15 protein-coding genes and 1 pseudogene are annotated in these 20,390 nt (G+C 45.7%); 6 read left to right on the top strand and 10 right to left on the bottom strand.

Translation table 11 applies throughout. The annotated features are described in order from the left end of the window. Nucleotides 1-58 precede the first annotated feature (58 nt). The 3 genes from QT979_RS21755 (at nucleotide 59) to QT979_RS21765 (ending at nucleotide 1,390) form a co-directional block, all read left to right on the top strand. The gene (locus QT979_RS21755; RefSeq protein WP_333311663.1) at nucleotides 59-472 is read left to right on the top strand and encodes a hypothetical protein; all 414 of its coding nucleotides are present in this window, start codon (nucleotides 59-61) and stop codon (nucleotides 470-472) included. After that, complete coding sequence (locus QT979_RS21760) at nucleotides 469-924, top strand: nucleic acid-binding protein (protein WP_333311664.1); 456 nt, start codon at nucleotides 469-471, stop codon at nucleotides 922-924. Before QT979_RS21755 ends, QT979_RS21760 begins: the two co-directional genes overlap by 4 nt. An 85-nt stretch (nucleotides 925-1,009) precedes the next feature. After that, the gene (locus QT979_RS21765; RefSeq protein WP_445304801.1) at nucleotides 1,010-1,390 is read left to right on the top strand and encodes a cupin domain-containing protein; all 381 of its coding nucleotides are present in this window, start codon (nucleotides 1,010-1,012) and stop codon (nucleotides 1,388-1,390) included. 196 nt (nucleotides 1,391-1,586) lie between these two features. Here QT979_RS21765 and QT979_RS21770 read toward each other — a convergent pair whose 3' ends face one another. The 8 genes and pseudogenes from QT979_RS21770 to QT979_RS21805 form a co-directional block, all read right to left on the bottom strand. Beyond that, nucleotides 1,587-2,243: a pentapeptide repeat-containing protein gene (locus QT979_RS21770; protein ID WP_333210199.1), complete on the bottom strand. Its 657-nt coding sequence runs from the start codon at nucleotides 2,241-2,243 to the stop codon at nucleotides 1,587-1,589. A gap of 161 nt (nucleotides 2,244-2,404) precedes the next feature. Next, nucleotides 2,405-4,054: an ABC transporter substrate-binding protein gene (locus QT979_RS21775; RefSeq protein ID WP_333311671.1), complete on the bottom strand. Its 1,650-nt coding sequence runs from the start codon at nucleotides 4,052-4,054 to the stop codon at nucleotides 2,405-2,407. 164 nt (nucleotides 4,055-4,218) lie between these two features. Continuing rightward, nucleotides 4,219-9,054 (bottom strand): PAS domain S-box protein, encoded by a 4,836-nt coding sequence (locus QT979_RS21780; protein ID WP_333311665.1) that lies wholly within the window; start codon nucleotides 9,052-9,054, stop codon nucleotides 4,219-4,221. 130 nt (nucleotides 9,055-9,184) lie between these two features. Beyond that, nucleotides 9,185-9,283, bottom strand: a pseudogene (locus tag QT979_RS21785) (helix-turn-helix domain-containing protein); the annotation flags it as partial. A 553-nt stretch (nucleotides 9,284-9,836) separates the two neighbouring features. Next, nucleotides 9,837-11,312 carry an adenylate/guanylate cyclase domain-containing protein gene (locus QT979_RS21790; protein WP_333210196.1) on the bottom strand — a complete coding sequence of 492 codons (1,476 nt, stop codon included), beginning with the start codon at nucleotides 11,310-11,312 and terminating at the stop codon, nucleotides 9,837-9,839. Nucleotides 11,313-11,382: 70 nt separating this feature from the next. Further along, nucleotides 11,383-11,727, bottom strand: a complete 345-nt coding sequence (locus tag QT979_RS21795) for a slr1659 superfamily regulator (protein WP_333210203.1) — start codon at nucleotides 11,725-11,727, stop codon at nucleotides 11,383-11,385. Between the two features lie 46 nt (nucleotides 11,728-11,773). Then, a complete protein-coding gene (locus QT979_RS21800) occupies nucleotides 11,774-12,352 on the bottom strand; it encodes a DUF6272 family protein (protein WP_333210195.1) in 579 nt (192 codons plus the stop codon). A gap of 77 nt (nucleotides 12,353-12,429) precedes the next feature. Next, complete coding sequence (locus tag QT979_RS21805; RefSeq protein WP_333210193.1) at nucleotides 12,430-14,403, bottom strand: SpoIIE family protein phosphatase; 1,974 nt, start codon at nucleotides 14,401-14,403, stop codon at nucleotides 12,430-12,432. A 532-nt stretch (nucleotides 14,404-14,935) separates the two neighbouring features. Between QT979_RS21805 and QT979_RS21810 the strand changes: the two genes are divergently transcribed. Further along, the gene (locus QT979_RS21810; protein ID WP_333210191.1) at nucleotides 14,936-15,520 is read left to right on the top strand and encodes a hypothetical protein; all 585 of its coding nucleotides are present in this window, start codon (nucleotides 14,936-14,938) and stop codon (nucleotides 15,518-15,520) included. Between the two features lie 186 nt (nucleotides 15,521-15,706). On the opposite strand, the gene mnmA is transcribed toward QT979_RS21810, so the two are convergent. Beyond that, a complete protein-coding gene (gene mnmA, locus QT979_RS21815; protein WP_333311666.1) occupies nucleotides 15,707-16,798 on the bottom strand; it encodes a tRNA 2-thiouridine(34) synthase MnmA in 1,092 nt (363 codons plus the stop codon). Nucleotides 16,799-16,913: 115 nt separating this feature from the next. Here mnmA and QT979_RS21820 point away from each other — a divergent pair, with 115 nt between their 5' ends. After that, nucleotides 16,914-18,566, top strand: coding sequence for an NAD(P)H-hydrate dehydratase (locus tag QT979_RS21820; RefSeq protein ID WP_333311667.1), 1,653 nt, complete (start codon nucleotides 16,914-16,916; stop codon nucleotides 18,564-18,566). Between the two features lie 268 nt (nucleotides 18,567-18,834). Beyond that, complete coding sequence (locus QT979_RS21825) at nucleotides 18,835-19,365, top strand: peptidoglycan-binding protein (protein ID WP_333210187.1); 531 nt, start codon at nucleotides 18,835-18,837, stop codon at nucleotides 19,363-19,365. Nucleotides 19,366-19,851: 486 nt separating this feature from the next. Here the strand turns inward: QT979_RS21825 and QT979_RS21830 are convergent, their stop codons facing one another. Then, a complete protein-coding gene (locus QT979_RS21830) occupies nucleotides 19,852-20,325 on the bottom strand; it encodes a TerB family tellurite resistance protein (protein WP_333210201.1) in 474 nt (157 codons plus the stop codon). Between the last annotated feature and the right edge of the window lie 65 nt (nucleotides 20,326-20,390).

Here is a 20,390-nt window from a genome sequence, read left to right on the forward strand (position 1 = left end):
GCGCTCGCCCGCCCTGTGTTTATAATATAAGTAAATGAGAGAAAGGAAAAAAGTAATTATGTCGGAACAAGTTTTAAGCAGCGAAAGCCCAGGTACTGTAAACTCCGCGCCCGAAACTCCTACGGTTGAAGACAAAGAGAGCGATCGCCCCTTAAGCCAGCCCATCGCGGAATTTCTCCGCGTAATTCAGCAAACTCCCAGAGAATATTGGCCGAATTTACTTCAGATAATGCGCTTATTTATGGAAACGGTGACAGTAAAGCCCGTATTGTCCGAGCCTCCCCAGACATCTGAGAAAATAGACATTACTAAACTGTCGCTGGAGGAACGGATACAAAGAAATCAAGGTGCAATTGAATTAATCAATTCATGGATTGAGGAGGGAGATGAACAAGAACAAACAGAAACCGCTGAATATCTCCGTAAAGCTTTAGATGAAGACCGCCTTTCTAATCGGCCATTATTCCCATGAGTAGAGTAATAATTCTCGACTCTGGCCCATTAGGAATGGTAACAAACCCTAAAGCATCCTCTGCTGAAATTCAAGAGTGCAAAGTTTGGCTAAACTCTTTAATGCGGAGGGGCGAAATAATAATTCTGCCTGAAATTGCTGACTACGAAGTGCGACGGGAGTTGATCCGCGCAGGTAAATTAGCAGGTATTCAACGGCTTGATGAATTGAAATTACAACTTACCTACCGTCCTTTGACTACAGAAGTAATGCTTTTGGCCGCTCAGTTGTGGGCTGATTCGAGAAGGAGAGGAAGACCAACCGCAGAACCTAATGCACTTGACGGGGATGTGATTTTGGCGGCTCAAGCAATATTGGAGGCAAGTGAAGGCAATGATGTGGTAATTGCTACAACAAATGTGGGGCATTTGTCGCAATTTGTTGATGCTCGCGAGTGGCGGCTAATTGAGTAATGTTTAAATCGATCGCACTTAGCCAATCCCTGCTATACTTTGAACTACACATATTTTTGCAGACACCGTTGGCGAGATAAACAGGATGGTGGAAACAGTGGAGACAAGCGAAAAAATTGACGATCGCACACAAACCCGCTACTGGGGCCAAGTTACAGTCATAGACGCGGGCGATCGTTATAAGATCAATCGCATTGAAGTCAAGCCGGGGCATCACATCAGCACCCAAATGCACTATCACCGCAGCGAACACTGGGTTGTCGTCTCCGGTACCGCTAAAGTTATCTGCGACGACAAAGAGACGATTCTCATGCAGAAACAGTCAACCTACGTTCCCATGAATACTGCTCATCGCGTAGAAAATCCCGGCGTTATTCCCTTGGTGATGATTGAAATCCAAAATGGTGAATACCTCGGCGATGATGACATTATCCGCTTCGCCCAGGATGCTCACGAGTCAGATTGATCCTAGATCCAAATTTGAAGCAATCGCAGACGCCTCGGAAAAGCTTCGCACACCGAACAATGACCTACGCTACGCAGCTACCGGAAACAAGATAAATACTATAATTGAAAATTTAGGGGCAATTTCAGAATAGCCCCTACATTATTATATTAACTTTGCTAAGCACCAGAATTTGATATAGCAATTGGCGATCGTCCTACGGCAAAGAAGCGTTTTTCAAATCTACATTTGCCATATTGGCATTCTTTAAATTAGCACCTGTCAAGTCCGAACCGTTCAAATTTGCACCGTTCAAATTTGCATTGGTCAAATTTGCATCTCGCAAGTTGACTCCCTGTACGTCTATTCCAGCCAAACTGCCACCTCTGAGGCTGACATTAGCTAAATTCGCTACAGACTGGCGAGCATTTTTCAGGTTTGCACCCGCCAAATTGGCGCTTTCTAAATTAGCGCCGATTAAATTAGCGCTGGTGAGGTTGGTATTTTTCAAAGTGGCAATCACTAAACCCGCCAGACTCAGATTAGCGCGAGTCAAATCAGCACCCTCCAAATTAGCCCCGTGCATTTTAGCCCCAATTAAACTCGCACCTTGCAATTTAGCTTGTTTTAGATTTGCTTCGTTCAGTTTGGCTTCGTCCAAATTTGCACCATTCAAATTTGCACCTCTGAGATTCGCACCGCTCAAATCTGCCCCGCTCAGATCAATACCAGCAAGCTGCGCTCCTGTCAAGTCACATTGGCTACATTTTTTAGTTTCTAATAATTGTTTGACTTGTGATACGTTTTCGGCCTTTACTCCCGATGCACAACCCATCACAATTAGCAGCCCTGTTGTTAAAATTCTCAGTTTCATATACCCACCCTCAGCAATATCTCTCTTTTAATAATATCCCACATCATTAAAGAGGTTAGGGTGATCAGTCTCTTTGATAAACTGTGACAATCATCACCCTATTGTGCACAAACTATGCAATAATTATTGACGTTTCAACTCCTCGAAATTCTTGTAAAGAATTATTGCTTTTTCAGGAACCAAAAAGGAAAAGATTGCGTCGGTTCGAGACGGACGCCGGTAATGCTGTTCTGAGCAAAAGTATAGTCCTTATCTTGCCAAAGAGGGATGAAAGGTACATCTTGACCCAGTATGTCTTGAATTTCGCCAAATAGGGCTTTGCGGGTTTCAGGGTTTGTTTCTTTGCGCTCCTTGTCGATCAGTTGATTTACCTGATCGCTATAATAAAACGAACCCTGACTTTGACTTTGACCCTTGGAGCAGCCCCCCGCCTCGGAACCTGTCGCACAATCTAGAAACGGGTGGATGTAATTGTCAGCGTCAAAAAAGTCGGCGGACCAATCAACTAAAACCGCAGGATAAATTCCCTTCTCTATGTTTTGAAACAAAGTCGGAGATTCCACGCTGTTAATTTCTACCTTCATTATCCCGTCCATTTTGAGTTTAGCTTGCGCCTCCATCATGCTCACCACTAAAGCTCGTTTTGTGGAAGCCGAAGCATACCAAATTGGCAGAACGAAAGGATTGGTGGCCGAGTATCCCGCTTTCGTTAAAAGTTCCTTAGCCTTTGTTGTGTTGGCATCACCGTAGAGTTCTTTAAAAACTGGTTTTTGAACGTCAAAGTTTGTGGGAATCAGACTGTAAAGCGGTTGTGCTTGTCCCCGCAGTACGCGCTCGTTAATCACCGGGCGATCCATCACTGCTGCGATAGCCTGTCTGACTTCTAACTTGTCCAGCGGTTTAGACTTGGTATTCAGCGTTATGTAATTAACCGTACTGCTTTCCCCCGCGATTTCCTGCCATTTCCCTTTTTTTGCTCCCTCGTCCAAGCTTTGAACTTGGTCTGCATCCAGAGACAAATAAGCCACATCAACGGCACCAGTCTGAAAAGTATTGAACAAATTTGACGAACTAGAAAGCAGCAAAATGTCAATGCCTTGATTAACCGGCTTTTCCCCCCAATACTTTTCAAACACGTCAAACTTGAGAGAATCGCTGCCGTACTTGGCCAGCTTATAACGTCCAGTTCCCACAAATGTATCGGGTTTAAATTTACCCTGTCCAATCTCGTATGCTTTCGGAGAAACAGCACACATACCGGAAAATGTCAACAGGGAAGGAAAAGCAGAAAAAGGCTTTTTGAGTTGAAAAGTTAATTCGTATTCGCCCGTGGCTTTTACCGATTCTACTGCATCGCTCAACAACATAGCCGGACTGCCACCATTTTTGATAAACCGCTGCAAGGAAAATTCCATCGCTGCGGCGTTAAACGGTGTGTCGTCGTGAAAAATAACTCCTTGACGCAAGGGGACTGTATATGTCAATCCGTCTTGGCTAACTTTTGGCATTGCTGTCGCTAAATGCGGGATTAACTCAGTAGTTCCCGACTTGTAAGTGTAGAGAGTGTCGCCCAAATTTCGCAGCAATTGTCCTGATAAGGTTTCGTAACCGTCCGCAGGGTCGATCGTCCGCAATTTCAAGGTTGTGCCAATAGTAACGCGGTTATTAGCATTTTCGCCACTCGCAGTCACCGATCGGCGTGATCCCTGTCCACAACTTGCAGTTAACAAGCAGCACAGAAAGAACAGAGCTATCGCTTTAATCACTGAAGGTTTTATATGTATTCTAGGCTGGTGCTTGTTAATTCCCATCGTTTTTTTTGACACTCCAAATTATTGATTATATTATCAGGACTTACGCGCTTTTAAACTAGAAACCGGATTTATTGATAGATTCTCCTGTAATACAAATATCGCTGCCTAACCAGAGCAAGTTAAAAGCTTAGTGATGTTTGATCGGTTTGATATCCTTCGGATCAATCTTTATCGCTTGCTGGGTCATGAGTGTTCTGGCTAAGAAGTGCGGCGATCGTCTTAATTAATTTATCCGGTTCGATCGGCTTTGCCAGATGTCGGTGAAATCCAGCTTGCAAAGCTTGCTGTTGATTAAACTCACCCGCATAGGCAGTCAGGGCGATCGCGGGAATCTGCCCACCCCGTTCTGGCGGCAGGGCTCGCACTTGCCGCAACAGCATATAGCCATCCATCCCCGGCATTCCAATGTCGCTCAACAGGACATCTGGCTCGAAATTAGTCAACGCTGTGAGGGCTTCTTGAGGGACAGCAACAGTCAGTACCTCTGCACCTGCATCTTCTAGCAAAAAGGATATCAACTCTCGCATATCCGGCTCATCATCTACCACAAGTATCCGCATCCCGGATAACGGTTCATCCGGAGTCGATCGTTCCGAAAGTCGCGCAGGAGAGTTTTCTTCTCCCTCTACCTTCCCTGATAGCGGCAGTCTTACCGTAAAAGTAGCTCCTAGCCCTTCACCCTGGCTCTCTGCCCCAACGGTGCCACCGTGCAGTTCGACTAGATGCCGCACGATCGCCAGCCCCAATCCCAAACCACCAAACTTGCGGGTTGTGGCGCCATCTTTTTGCCGGAAGTAGTCAAACACGTAGGGTAAAAACTCCGGTGCGATGCCAATCCCTGTATCCGCCACCGTAATTTGAGCGTGATTCCCAACACGAGTCAAATTCACCTCAACGCGCCCGCCGGCTGAGGTGAATTTGACCGCATTGGAAACAAGATTCCAGATTACTTGCTGCAAACGGCCCGAATCCCCCAAAATTTGTCTGTTCTGATGCTCTAACACAGTCCGAATATCAATGGATTTGGCAACGGCAGCCAAATTGACAGTTTCGATCGCCGATTCCACAGTTAAAGCTAAATCGACTGGACGAATATTAAGACTGAGCTTGCCTTGGAGAATTTTCGAGACATCAAGCAAATCTTCAATTAGTTCACTTTGCAGCTTGGCATTGCGTTCGATAGTCGCTAACGCCTGTGCAGTTTTGGCCGCATCTAACTTGCCAGTTTGCAGCAGCTTTGACCAGCCCAGGATGGGATTGAGGGGCGATCGCAATTCATGGGATAGTACCGCTAAAAACTCATCCTTGATCCGATTTGCCTGTCTTAGCTGTTCCGCTTGCTGCTGCAGTGAATCGTTCAGGTTTGCCCGTTCCAGAGCGATCGCGATCTGGTCACAGGTCGATCCCAGCAGCTCTATTTCTGCAGGCGTGAAGTGCGTCCGAGTCAGACTGGCAAATGAGAGCGTTCCTAATAACCGCCCTTGAGCGATTAACGGTTGACCCACGTAAGCCGTCATGCCCATTTCATAGACGGCTTTACCATTCGGATGAGTGGAGAGTTCGACTTGATTCAAGACAAGTTGCTGCTGCGTTTGGGCAACCAGTCCACAGAGATATTCCCCTAATTCGATCCAGGCGAGCGCCTGCGCCCTTTCTTCAGAGATGCCATCATGGTTTCTCAAATGCAGCATCGTGCGGTTGTCTTTTTCTTCCACCATGAAGTTGTAGTAAGAGTGCAGATCGAGTAGCACTGCAAGTTTGCGGAATAGCGTGTCCATCAAAGCCAGAGGCTGTTCTGTCTGCATGAGATCGCGGGTAGTTTCATACAGCAATTGCAGTCGCTCACTTGCTTGCCGTTGTGCGGTCTTGTCCTGCATGATTTTGACAAATCCCTGCGGACAATCCGCTTCATTAAGCAGGGGCATCATCAATCCACTGGCCCAAAAGCGATTCCCATCTTTGCGGACGTGCCAGCGTTCGTCTTCTGCCCGTCCTTGCAGTAGAGCCGTTTGCCTCTGGTACTCGGCTTGTCCTTGTTCGTTATCTTCGGGTGTGAAGATCATCTGACTCGAGCAACCAATTGCTTCTGTCTCGGTATAGCCCAACAACCTTTCTGCCCCTGAGTTCCAACTGGCAATGATGCCGTTAAGGTCGATGGTGAAGATGGCATAATCTTTGGCGCTTTCAATGATCAGACGGAGGCGGGATTCACTCTCGCGCAGGGCTTCCTCAGCTTGTTTGTGGTCTTCAATATCAACACAGGAGCCGATGTAGCCCAAGAACTCATCTTCCAATCCGTAGCGAGGAACAGCTTCATCCATAACCCAACGGTATATGCCATCACAGCGTTTCAAGCGATAGTCCATCTTGAACGGTTGACGGGCATCAAAGGCAGTCACATAGGTGTTTAAACACCGATCGAGGTCGTCGGGGTGGACTCCTTGTGCCCAACCATTGCCCCTTTCTTGCTCGATCGTCCGTCCGGTAAAGTTGAGCCACGGGAGGTTGAAGTAATAACAGAGTTTATCGATGCCCGACATCCAAATCAGCACAGGGGCGGCATCTGCCATCAGCCGGAACCTTGCCTCACTCTCCCGTAGTGTGGCTTCGGCTTGTTTGCGATCGGTGATATCGTTGACCAGTGCTACAAACCCTTCAACTTTTCCCTGGCTATTGAAGCGGGGAACATAGGTCGCATTGACATAACGGATTCCACCATCTTTGTAGAGAATTTGGGTTTCAAAGGTCACTTCCTCTCCTACCAAGACTTGCTCAACATAAGGACGAATCCCTTGATAGCCAGTTTCCCCTAAAACCTGTTGAAGGTGCTTGCCATAAATTTGCGCTGCCGGATGTCCAAACCATTCTTCATATGCTCGATTGTTGAAGCGATAGCGCTGGTCTGAGTCTACAAAGGAAATCAAGGCAGGCACGGCATTGGTGACTAAACGAAGTTCTGCTTCTCGTTGTTGCAATACCTCCTCGGCCAGTTTTTGATCGGTGACATTTCGGAAATAAATGGTAATCCCGTTGGCGGCAGGGTAGGTGCGAACCTCATACCACCGATCGTGATCGGGATAAAACGCCGTGACTGACAAAGCCACGCGCTCGTTTGCCACGCGCCGATGAACCCGCTCAAACTCGCTGCCCTTGAGTCCTGAGAATTCTTCCCAAAAATTCTTCCCAATCAGAGCGCCCGGAGTGCGGTCTAGCAGAATTTCCGCTGACCGATTCACGTAAGTGAAACGCCAATTCTCATCAAGGGAAAAGAATCCATCATCAATACTCTCTAGAATGTTGCGACTCTGCTCTTCGCTTTGACGCAAGGCTTCTTCGGCTTGTTTGCGATCGCTGATGTCGATTAATACGCCGCGCGTCGAAATTCTGACGCCATCAGCGTTGTAGGCGCAATCGCCCTTTGCCAAAATCCAACGAACCGTGCCATCTGCCCACAGCGTCCGATACTCAATTTCAGTATGCGGTTGATTCGCTTTTAGCTCAGTGAGGACGCTGTGAACGAATGGGCGATCGTCGTGATGCACCGCTTCTAAAAACACCTTCATGGACATTGCGGTATTGATGGGTAAACCAAACATCGCTTTGGCTATGTCCGTCAAACTCAGCGTGTCTGTTTCCATATCCCAATACCACAAACCCAAATTGCCGCCTTCGGAAGCCAATAGGAGCAGTTCTTCGCTCTCGCGCAACGCCTGGAACGATCGATCGCGCTCAAAGACGATGCTGGCAACTTGGGTGCCGAACTCCGCGAGTTTATGTTCCCAATCAGTCGGCATCCGCGCCTCGCTAAAGCACAGCATCAGCGACCCCATAGGTAGATTGTCGTGCCTGAACACGGGCTGAGAATGACAGGCTAGAATGCCATGAGCCACGCATAAGTTTCGCCATGCTTGCGACCAGCGATCGTCGTTGGCAATGTCGGCGCAGGTCACGGGCTGACCGCTATACACTGCTTCGCCACAGGTTCCAATGCACAAATCGTTAATCGGAGCATCTTGGAGTCCTTCACCAAAAGAGGCTGGAAAGTCTGGAGTAATTGATCTCTTAAACGTCAGCCGCTGAGCATCGGTTAGCAGGAAGCAGGCGCGGGTACCCGGATTCAGCCTGGATACTGAGTCACACACGGCTGCCAGACAGTCGTCTAGTGGCTGCCCGAATGCGATCGACTCCAGCAGTCGTGTCTGCTCGATTAGGAGGAGTTCCGCCTGTTTGCGATCGGTAATGTCAGCAAGCAAAACGGTCAGTCCACTGGGCGAAGGGTAAATTCGATGGTCATGCCAACCCTTGCAAGGTGAGTACAGATAATCAAACTGGAGTGGCGTTTGTTCGCGCATTGCCCGATGAAACTGCACATAAGCATCGGTGTCAACGGCTGCCGGAAATAACTCCCAAACGTTCTGACCCAGAATCGCTGACCGGGGCATTCCAACCATTTCACAGTAGCGATCGTTGGCATAGGTGTAGCGCCAATCGCGATCGAGGATGTAAAACCCATCGTTGATGGTAGAAAGTACCGTTTCTAGTTGTTCTTTTGCCTCAGTCGCCGCAGCTTGTGCTGCTTCGCCGCGCACCTGTTGTTCTACTTCCATTGCCTGCTGTAAATTTTGCAGGGCTGCTTTCGCGTTTTTTATAGCAGTGCGCCACGATTGATTGAGTGAAGCGCTCAATCCTGCAGCGAGCAAAAACATACCAATCCGAAGAATTGTCTCTACATTAACTATCTGTAAGGAATAGAACGGCTCAATAAAAAAATAGTTAATTGCCAGCGTGGATAAAATTGTTGCCAGCAACCCAGGCCCAAAACTGCCATACCAGGAACTCACCATCACCGCGATGAAAAACAGGGGTGTCGTGGTTGGGTAGATCCACGGTAAAAGCGATCGGGTTAGCGCCAGTGCCAGAGCCACGGAGAGGGTGGCCACACCATAGGGAAGTAGTCGAATATCTCTGAAAATGCTGTTGATTCCCTCTACACTCACCCTTTTTACTCCTTATCCGAAAGATATCTTGCTCGCTGTGCCTTACTGCATTCGCCGTTGCATCTAGCGAATCACCTAACTCATCCAGCAATATGTAAATTTGCTTGAGTGGCAAGCGAGAAGTCGTAGCGTGTCCCTTTTTCCAACGATGAATCGTGGAAAAGGTCATCCCTAATTCATCCGCCAACTTTTTCTGAGACAGGTTCAGCGCTGGCCGCCGTTCTCGCACCAAATTACTGATCGCTGGCTGTTCCGCCCTCAGCCGTTCTATTTTGAGAAGCCTCAGAAGTAACAGCTATAAAGCTGTTTATATTTTACACCTTTGACAGATTCCAGAGGTCAGTCATCACTCTCAAGATATATATCAATCTTTACAGGAGTCGTAAATTTTTCACCCACCCCAACTCTCCCCGAACCTGCAGGGAGAAAGTAAGAAATTCACAAGTGATGCGAGGATTGCTATATGAAGTCAATCGATTTTAGATTTTAGATTTTAGATTTTAGAGGCGACCCCACGGATAAATGCGGGGGCTTGAGGATTTTCGATTTTCGATTTTGGATTGATTCCACGGATAAATCACGTGGCGGGTACCACCTTTGAAATTCCTGGTCAATCTTAGGATCGCGAATTAAATAATTTACACTCTTGAAAGTGGGGAGTAGGGGATGGGCACTCTTAGCCCGCCCTTTCTGGACGGGCGGGACGCCCATCCCACAAGAACCATCACGCATTGTAAGTTATTTAATTCTCATTCCTTAAATCTAAAATAGACTAGCTTGCTTTAAATTCCTTTGAGGAGCGATCGCCAATCCCGACAGCGTTTCAGGTAAATGCGAGCTACATGATCGCTTGGATTTGTTCGCAAACACTCTTCAAATAATTTTCCCGCTTCTCGGAAGTCCTTGCGATCGCACAGTAACATAGCTTCATTATACACAGACAAATTTGCTAGCTTTGCCGACAAACTTTCCGGCGGATCTGCATCAAATACCTCATAAACTACCACATATTGAGATTTTCCTTTTACCTGTACTTTATCCACAATTCTAATAGCATAATCGGTGGGATTTCGCAACCGTTCCAAAGTCTGCTGAGAAATTAACAGAGGTACGCCGTAATCTTTGGTCAATCCTTCAATGCGAGATGCTAAATTAACAGCATCGCTAATCACAGTGCTGTCCATTCGGCTTGTACCCCCGACTGTCCCCAGCATCAAAGAACCCGAATTAATGCCAATTCCAATTTGAATCGGGATGTAGCCGACGCCTTGACGGTATTCGTTATAATTTTTCAGGATATTTAGCATTGCAATACCCGCTTTCACTGCATCATCTGCAAAGTCACTAAACAAAGCCATAATTGCATCGCCGATGTATTTGTCAATAAACCCGTTATTGCTAGTAATCGCAGGCTCCATCCGCGAAAGGTAAGCATTGATAAAATTAAAATTTTCTTGGGGATTCATAGTTTCTGAAAGCGTCGTGAAATCGCGAATATCCGAAAAAAGCACCGACATTTCCTGCTGCACTTGGTCGCCTAAATTGACATCTATAATACTTTCATATCCCAACAGATTTAGAAATTGGTGAGGCACAAATCGCCCATAGGCATCAGTTAAGTCTGATTCGGCATCCAGGGATTTTTCCAAGTTTTGATTAAGATCAAATAGTTTCTTAATAAATAAATGGCGATCCGCTTCAGCTTCTTTGCGTTCCGTGACATCTTGAAAAACTGCGATCGCAAAAGCAACTTTGCCACCCTCGTCAAAAATTGGCGTTCCCCAAATCTCAAGGGGAATTTTCTTGTGGGGTTGATGAATTTCCAGATTTTCCGCCGTCGCGTTTTCGCCCCTCAAAGCTCGGACGATCGGCAAATTCTCGAAAGGGTAAATAGTCTCAGTTCCCGCAATATAAATTTGATAAGTTTCGGACAAATCCTCAACAGAATTCAATGGCAAAACTCCTTGACCGAGTAACTGCTCTCCGGCGTGATTTACGTAGTAAGGTTTGCCTTGAGAATCCAGCACGAGCACACCTATGGGAATCGCTTCGAGAAATTGAGCCAGCTTGATTTCGCCTTCGCGCACCGCCTCGAATGCGCGAGATCGCAACTCTGTTTCAACTGTATCGGAATGTTGAGCAGTAGTTTCCAGCAAGATTTCCAGATCCGCTTTTTCCTCCTTCAAGTCTTCCACTTGCTGGCGCAATCTTTCTATCTCTAAAAGTAGCTGTTCTCTAGATGGTTGTTCTTCCAGCATAACTCGAGAATTTGCGCCTTGACTAACAAAAAATTGCTCAACATCTCGCACCCTAAAAGTAATCGTATTTCTAGAGAAATTCCAACTGTAAACCAGGCATCAGGCGCTGGAAATTTCTCAAAGATTTACCGTGCCAACCTATGCTTTGAGAGCCTTGTACCGCCATTTGCACCTTGGCTGTTTTGCGTACATGGATAATAAACTTCGATAGCATATTGATGCCCGAACTGTTCAAAAATTCTAACTGCTCCAAATTCAGGATAATTTTTGTCGGTTCCACGTCGGCAACCTGAGTCAGCAACTGCGCTATCGGCGCGTACTCAGCAGGCCCGCTTAGCCTTAGAGAGCCAATAAAACTCACGGTTGCCGTTGCTGGATCGTAACAGATCTGGTAATCTTCTGTATAAATTTCCATAGCCACAAAAAAAAGTTCCTTCGATATTATCGATCGCTAGCGTTGCTTATACTGTTAATTGCACCATAGTTGTCACCGCAATTACTTCCGGGTCTTTGTGCACGGTCTGGAATTTCCAGCCAAGTTTGGCGGTATAATCGGTGAGCATGGTCAACAAACCCAATCCAGAATTGGTACAGTTGTCGTCAGCAGCATTTTTTTCTAACCGCTGAATGTAAAGTTCGCTTGGCTCGGAGGTCAGCAACTGGTGAATATAAGCCTGAAACTTGTCCACCGCTTGGGGAGAGATGCTGTTAGCAACTGAGAAAATCACTCCGTCGCTCTCTAATTGCAGTTTAATAGCGATCGGGTACTCCGAGGTTTCATCATTAAACTTCATGGCATTTTCCAATAACTCGTTGGCAATGTAGCTAACAGCGCTTTTTATTTCAGCTTGTCTTTCTATTGTCGAGGGTTCATCTTGGTTGCCCGGAAAAAAAGTCGTCAGGTAGTCAGCCAGAAAATCCGCCGACAAACCGTTGTTTCGCCACCGCTGCTTGAGAGGAACCGAACTGGGAGAAAATCCCATTATTAAGTATTCTTGGCTAGCGGGCTGCTCGATGAAATCGCCGAAAATCTGAGTCATATCGCTGTAAGAGCTAAAGTTTGAAATGACGGGGATCACTGAATATATTTTAAACTTTAGGAGGGATATGCAAGTAGTTATTTTTGTTTGAGTACCAGCAATGTGATGTCGTCAAAAACTTTTTGTTCGCCGATGTGCGATCGCACGTCCTTAATTACAGCGTGCCTGATTTCGGCAGCCGAACGCTGCCAATTAATCTCTACTACCTCAATTAACCTCTTTAAACCATAAAGCACTTTATCCATATTTTTAGCTTCCGTAATCCCGTCCGTGTATAGTACAACCACATCTCCTGAACGCAAATGCACAATTTTCTCAGCAACAAATTCATCAATATCTACATCCAGCCCGATCGGGAAACCCAAATCGATTGTATCAAACCGCTCGACAGAACCGTTACACCGCACAACAATCATTTCTTCATGCTGGCCACTCAACTTCAGCATCCCCTCCTCATAGTCTAGCAAAGCAAGGGTGGCATTTTTATCGGATTTCATGCGCTGCACATTATCGTAAATTACACTGTTAATAGCACTTAGAAATCTTACTGGGTCTGGTTCATTGTATGCGAGCAAAGTTCGCACTGCCGTTTGAACCATAATCATTAAAACGCCGCTCTCCAATCCGTGTCCCGTCACATCCCCAATGCCAATTTTCACTCTACCTTTGTGTTGGAGTACGTCGTAATAGTCGCCCCCTACTTCCTCAGCAGCTTCCATAAATCCCGCAATATCTAACCCCACAACTTCATTGAGTTCTAAGTCTTTTGGCAGCAGCATCTGCTGAATCTTGCGAGTAACATCTAGTTCAGCGCTCATTCGCATATTTTCAGCTTTTAGGCGATCGTTGAGAATAGTAATTTCTTGATTTGCACCAACTAAGGCATCGGCAATCTTGTTAAACGCACCCACAACTTGCCCCAGTTCATCTCTGTTATCCAAAATAATTTTGTGGTCTAGATTGCCGCTTGCCATCTTTTTTGCAGCTTCGTCAAGGACAAATACAGTTTGCATAACGCTTCTGTAAAAACTTACAAATAAATAAGTAACTAGGGCTAAGGTTATTAACACAAGAATAGAAATTATGCGTTTTTTGGCAACAAAACTATCAATGCGTTTTTGCAGAAGAAAGTTTAATTCATTGAGAGTTTTGTCCCACAGTTCAAAACTCGAATTCAGAACTAGATCGCTCCCATCGAGATAGGCATAATATTCCACTAAGGCTGTGGGATAAATCAGTTTATCTATTTTCACAGTTAGCTGCTCTACTACGGAGTTAAATTTGGTCAAATCGTCGCTTAATTTCTGTCGCAGATTCCCGTGAGGATTATTACTAAATCCTACCTCCATATTGATGGCTAAATCCTGATTGATTTCTCTCAGTTTGCCTGCCCAAGTAATTAGTTTTGCTCTTTCTTCAGGTGTGGCATCGGAACTCAAGCTGTTTTTGTGAGAAATAAGCCTAATCTCTGACAAGATTTTTTGGATTTCTGGAATTTTCAGCAAAGTAGCATCCATCAAATAATAGGTATCTAGATCGGGGTCTAAAATTAGATTAGAAGTATTGCCGACGTGAGCGCTCAGTCTATTAATCTCTGCAGCTAAGCGTTGATATACCAAATCGTAAGTTTCTAAACTCCACTGGCTGCGACGAAGTTTTAAATTTTGCCAATCTTGATAAATATTATTAAATTTATCACGGGACATTAATATGTTTCCAAGCTGGCTATCTGTATTTGCTAGGGCTTGAAAGTTCTTGTCTATCTTGGCTTCTAAATAGTTTCTGCATTCTGAATTACTTAAATTAGGATTTAAGCTCTGATAATTTAACAGTTGAAGTTTCGGTATGTATTCCCTCAACTGGCGTAGCGGGCGCAGGTATTGATTACCGTAGATTTCTTTTTGAGAAAAATCAACCCTGCTGTTAATTTCGGAAATCAGCAGGTACATGACCAAGGTTAAGGGTATTGCAAATAGAAAACCGATCAGGAGAAATTTTTTAGGATAACTCAGCCGATTCATTAAATGGATTCCCAGGGATTTTCTGTTCATAATCGAGAGATTTCAAAAATATTGTACAAAAAAAGTAGCGTTTGCTACTAAAGTATTTTCGGGGACGATTGCTCTAGAAAACCACACTGCTAATACAATTAATCAGCGATAGCTGATTTAATTTCTAATGCATTTTCGTCCTGTTGCAGCAAATTTTGCGGCATCCCTGTGATATCCTTGGCTCAGCTCGCCTCCCACAGTCTAAAACACGTTTAGCAGTTTTGGAACGCAGAATAGTAATTTGTACTGAGAGTTGGGGGCAGGATTAGAGGCTTTTAAGAATATTTACTTAAGCATAAATTTTTCTTAATACCCTGAGACAAAAAGTAAAAATTAAGTAATAACTGGGTAGTGCAAGTTTCCTGAAACACAACTGCAGGCGGCGAGTAGAAAATACTTGCGCCGCACGCACCAGCAGTCAAGTGGGTTCTGCACAAAGGAACCAATAGCACCAGCAATAGTGTCTAAATAAGTATCTGCAGTTGAGTGTTCAGGAGCGATCGCGCATTGTGTAAAGTGAGGCAGAGGGCGTATGATGAAAAGAATCTCCAAAAATAAACTTCAAAAAAATAAACACCGAGACCAAAAGCAGCCCAATCCTGTAATCTTGGCTTTGGTGCTGACAGGAATTCTGGTATGGGAAATGTATCCGGCGCTAAGACACACCGCTGCGGCTAACGCGGGCGCCCTCAAAGATTCCCTTGCCCAGTTGGAAAGGCAACAGCAGCAAACCGCGCAGCAATTTTCCTCAGCCGCGGTGCCCCAAACAATCAGCTATTCGGTATTGGCACTTAATACACTCACTTCCGAACCGGGGAATTTCGCCGAGGGTACGCGCAAAAATCCCCCGAAGCAATTGCCCGCAACCGTAGCAGAAGCAGTTCGCCGAGAGTTGTCGGGCTCCACTGGCATTGCTGCTGACAAGTTGAAAATAACGGAATCAAGCGGACAAAGTTGGCCGAATACTTGTTTAGGACTCTCGAAAGCGGATGAAATTTGCGGTCAAATGATTGTCGAAGGTTGGCGGGTTGTGGTTTCTGATGGTAGGCAAACTTGGGTTTACCGCACTAATGCTAGGGGAAATATCTTGCGTTTGGAAAAAAAGTTAGTTAAGTAAATGTACCCCTGGGAAATGAAATATAAGTTTCCTTTTGGAACAGGCAAGATGCCTGTTCCACAAAGAGTGAATTTTCTTGTGGGAAGTTTCTTGTGGGCTTATGGGAATAGGCAGGATGCCTGTTCCCATAAGAGTGAATTTTCTTGCGGGAAGTTTCTTGTGAGGTGGGTACGTCTACCCCTGATATCAATTTGGGAGTTGGTTTCTTTCTATGATGCCGCCGCCCAACAGCACATCGCCGTCATACCAAACAGCCGCTTGTCCGGGGGTAATGCTCAACTGCGGTTCGTCAAAAATCAACTTAACTCTTATACCGCCAGCTTTTTCCTCTTCTTGAGAGGATTCCACTGGAATAATTGTAGTCGGGACGGGTTGCGATCGATATCGAATCTGTACCTGAGCCCGAATCGGAGCCGTCGGTGCAGCCACAGAAACCCAATTCACTTTCTGGACTGTACATTCAGATTCTACCGCCAACTGTCGATCGCCCACAATTACCCGATTGCCAGCAGCATCAAGTTCAATCACGTATAGCGGTTCCGGTGCAGCAATCCCTAGTCCCTTCCGCTGACCGATTGTGTAGTGATGCACGCCGTCATGCTGCCCGAGTACCCGTCCTGACTTGTCCACAATGTCACCCTTTTGCGGCGCAATGTACTTATCCAGAAAAGCCCGCATCGAACCGTTACTTTCCACCAAGCACAAATCCTGACTTTCCGGCTTATCAGCAGTTGTCAAGCCAAATTCCGCCGCAATTCTGCGAGTTTCTGTCTTGGTAATTCCCCCCAAAGGAAATTCCGTACCCGCCAACAAATCCTGTGTTAGATCGTACAAGAAATAAGACTGATCTTTGGCAGGGTCGATCGCCCGCAGCAACTGATAGCGACCAGTAGCAGCATCGTAAGTAATCCGAGCGTAGTGGCCTGTAGCGATTTTTTCAATTCCGAGTTCTTCGCGAGCAAACTTAAGCATTGGCCCGAACTTCACAGTTTTATTGCACTGCGAACAAGGCAGAGGTGTAACTCCTGCACTGTAACCCTCCACCAAATAATCGACAATACTTGCCTGAAAAACATCGCGGCTGTCAACAATGTGGTGGGGAACGCCCAAATCTTCGCAAATTTTAGCTGCATCGACCATTCCCTCAGAGCAGCACTGACCTTTGCCCTTCATCAACCACAGCGTTAAACCCACCACTTCATATCCCTGATGGTGTAAAATTGCGGCTGCTGCGGAACTATCGACCCCGCCGGAGAGGCCTACAACAATCTTGTTCATGATTCTGAGAGAAATTGCTATTTTACTGTGAGTTAGTTCGATCGAGCTAATTTATTATACCACAAGTATACTACAACTTGCCACTGCTGCTGTTAGCTGAAATTTTAGCACTAATATGACTATTCAAAAATTTGTTGTCACCGCCGACCAAATGCGGCAAATAGAAACCAGAATCTTTGCTGCTGGAATGCCAGTCGCAGCTTTAATGGAAAAAGTCGCGGGACTGATTGCCCTACGAATTCAGGAGCTTTTGAAAGTCGAAGGAAGTTCGGCAACTAGCAGTGTACGGGATTTAACGGATAGAAGAAAAAGGGAAGAAGGGAAAAATCTTGTTAATTCTCAATTGCCAGTTATCGGCGTATTGGTTGGGCCCGGACACAACGGCGGCGATGCTTTGGTTGTGGCCCGTGAATTGCATTTTCAAGGTTTCCAAGTAGTTATTTACTGCCCGTTTTCTAAACTAAAAGAACTAACAAAAAATCACGCTGATTATGCCCGTTCTTTAAATATTTCATTTCTTGACAAAATTGAAAATCTAAAAAACTGCACTTTGCTCGTAGATGGTTTATTTGGCTTTGGATTAGAACGAGAAATTAATAACGCTACCGCAGCAGCTATTGACGAAATAAATAATTTAAACATACCCATTTTAAGTATAGACATTCCATCGGGAATTCATACAGATACCGGAGAAGTTTTGGGGACGGCAATCCGGGCAAAACATACATTATGTTTGGGTTTGTGGAAAATGGCATTTCTGCAAGATAGAGCGTTAGAATATATAGGGAGTTCCGAATTAATTGATTTTGATATTTCCGCAGCAGATATTGCAGCAATATTGGGTGAAACGCCAGCGATACAACGCATTACACAAGCCTCGGCAACTCAGCATTTGCCGTTACCCCGATCGCCAATTTCGCACAAATACACCAACGGTCACTTACTAATTATTGCAGGTTCCCGCCGCTACAGCGGAGCCGCAATTTTGGCAGCATTAGGAGCAAGAGCAAGCGGCATCGGAATGCTGTCAATTGCTGTTCCTGAGTCGATTAAACCGATGTTGAGCAGCCAGTTGCCAGAGGCATTAGTTATAGGATGTCCCGAAACCCAAAGCGGTGCAATTAGCGAGTTGCCAGTAGCAATTGATTTGGGAACTTATGATGCGATCGCTGCAGGGCCAGGTCTGACATTGGAAGCGGCAATCGCTGTAGAATCTGTAATGGAGAGCGATCGACCTCTGGTTTTAGATGCTGACGGTTTAAATATCCTCGCTCAACTCGGCACAGTCCCGATTTTGTCGGAACGTTCAGCACTGACAATTATCACGCCTCACCCTGGCGAATTCAAGCGTTTATTTCCCGACTTAGCCGACGAAAGCGGCGATGATCGAATTGCTGCAACTCAAGCAGCAGCTCAGCTTTGCGGCGCAACGATATTGCTCAAGGGAGCGAGAGTTTGCATAAGTTGGAAGGATGAGGACGATTCCCTACCGGATAGCTACGCTTCACGTAGCATCACCTACCTCAATCCCGAAAGCACCCCAGCCCTCGCCAGAGGCGGCAGTGGCGACGTTCTCACAGGCTTGTTAGGGGGACTATTAGCAACTGCGATCGCCCGCAAATCCCCCCCCCAATCAGTTGCAGCAACAGCAGCTTGGTGGCACGCTCAAGCCGGAATCCTGGCTGCAAAAGAACGGACGGAATTAGGAGTAGATGCCTTTACTTTGACACAGTATTTAATTCCAGCTTTGCGAGAGTTTGCGGAGTAAACAATCAACAGTAATGGGTAGGGTGCGTACCCCGCATCTTTGTATTTGGTAGGGTGTACACCGTGCACCTTACCCCTTGGTTTGTAGTGACGACAGAAGTCCTCATAAAAATATTGCAACTTGCATTCCTGACGACCTACCCACGGGTAACTCAAACGAGTGACACTCACATGAGTGACACTCCAAAAAGTGACTGTGCATTCACAAATCCCACCAGTTATACCTGAAATATCAAAACCAAAACTTAAATGTTGAGAGGAACCACGTTATGTACACCGAAGAAAGAAGCTTGAACAATGAAACTATGGCTCTTGTCGCCGATACTACTGCTCAATCAAGTCTGGCATTTGCTGAAACCACTGGAGTAAACAAACCCACTTTACAAATGGGTTCAACAGGTCAAGCTGTCAAGGAATTACAACAGCTTCTATATCATTGGGCATATTATTTCGGGCCGATTGACGGTATTTTCGGCGTCCAAGTTCAAAACGCCGTCAAAGGTTATCAACACCGCGTCTTTTTAATTGAAGATGGGATTGTCGGTTCCCTGACTTGGCAAGCACTATACTCTGGTGCACCTGTGAATATGCCGACCCTCATGAAGGGCAGTTCTGGCAATGCTGTTAAAATTGTTCAGAATGTCTTGAAAATCAATGGATACTATTTCGGCTTCATTGACGGATTATTCGGGCCGATGACAGATGTAGCAGTGCGACAATTGCAAATTAGCGTGGCTTTACCCCAAGATGGTATTGTCGGCTACAGAACTTGGCACGCCCTCAGCAAGTTACCGCACTAATGACTGGTTGGATTCACTTTATGTGATGACAAAAAATCGGTAGCTCAATTAGGGATTTAGGCTTTGCCTAAGTCCCTAATTATCGTTAAGGGTAAGGCAGCGCGCGGGAAGGGCGATCGCAAATTCTGTTACCGTTCCCGGCGATGAAAAATATGCTCAACTTCCCCGTGTTTTTTTGTTACTATATCGTAGGAAATTGGGACTCACAAGCCGGTTTATTTCCCTTGAGCTTTATTTATATAGCAAAACCATTTGATTTGTAAACAATCGATTCAATGATCACAAGTGTTTCAGGTGGTTCTACATTCACGACTCAAATAGACTTGCTATAAATAGTTTCACTCATAAAAATATGAGTGCGATACTTACCTAAAAAGACTTAGGCATAGGAGGCTTATTCCCGGTTTCTACGAAAAATTCCAGGTTGAGTAACGAGAAATCTAGGAATCAACCGGGTTTTTAAGCCAAGCGCGCGCAAGTCACTAACTAGCCTTTGATGAACTTTTCTAATTTGTGAGCCATCTTCTCGACAATTCCCTCTGAAGTATCTGCAGCCGATGATTCAGCTTCAATACGCTTGACCACATCCTCTGAAAGATTCAGCAACGTGACTAATTTGTGATAAGCTGCGGCTTCTTCAGCGTTAATTTTTGGTTCATCGGGAGTGCGAGAACTAGAAGAAATCACTTCATAGCCGAGTTGCAGGACTAATTCCCTTTCATCTTGAGTTTCTAGTTGACCGATCAACTCATCAAGGGGAATATTTTGCATGATGTAATCCCGCAGTTCTTGTTGCATTTGTTGTCCGTCGGTATCTGGGGCAAACAAACGACAAAAGCGATCAAGCATTAAATTAACTTCTTCGGTAGCGAGTTCGCCGTCTGCCCATGCCATAGAAGCAACAATTCTCAGCAGATTCATCTGGCGGGGCGTAATTGATGGAGGAGGTGGGGTTTGCATAATCAAAATTGGTAATTGGGAATTGGGAATTGGGAATTGGGAATTGGGAATTGGGAGTTCAGCTT

This window comes from Microcoleus sp. w2-18bC1, from assembly GCF_036700365.1.
Classification (GTDB): Bacteria; Cyanobacteriota; Cyanobacteriia; order Cyanobacteriales; family Microcoleaceae; genus Microcoleus.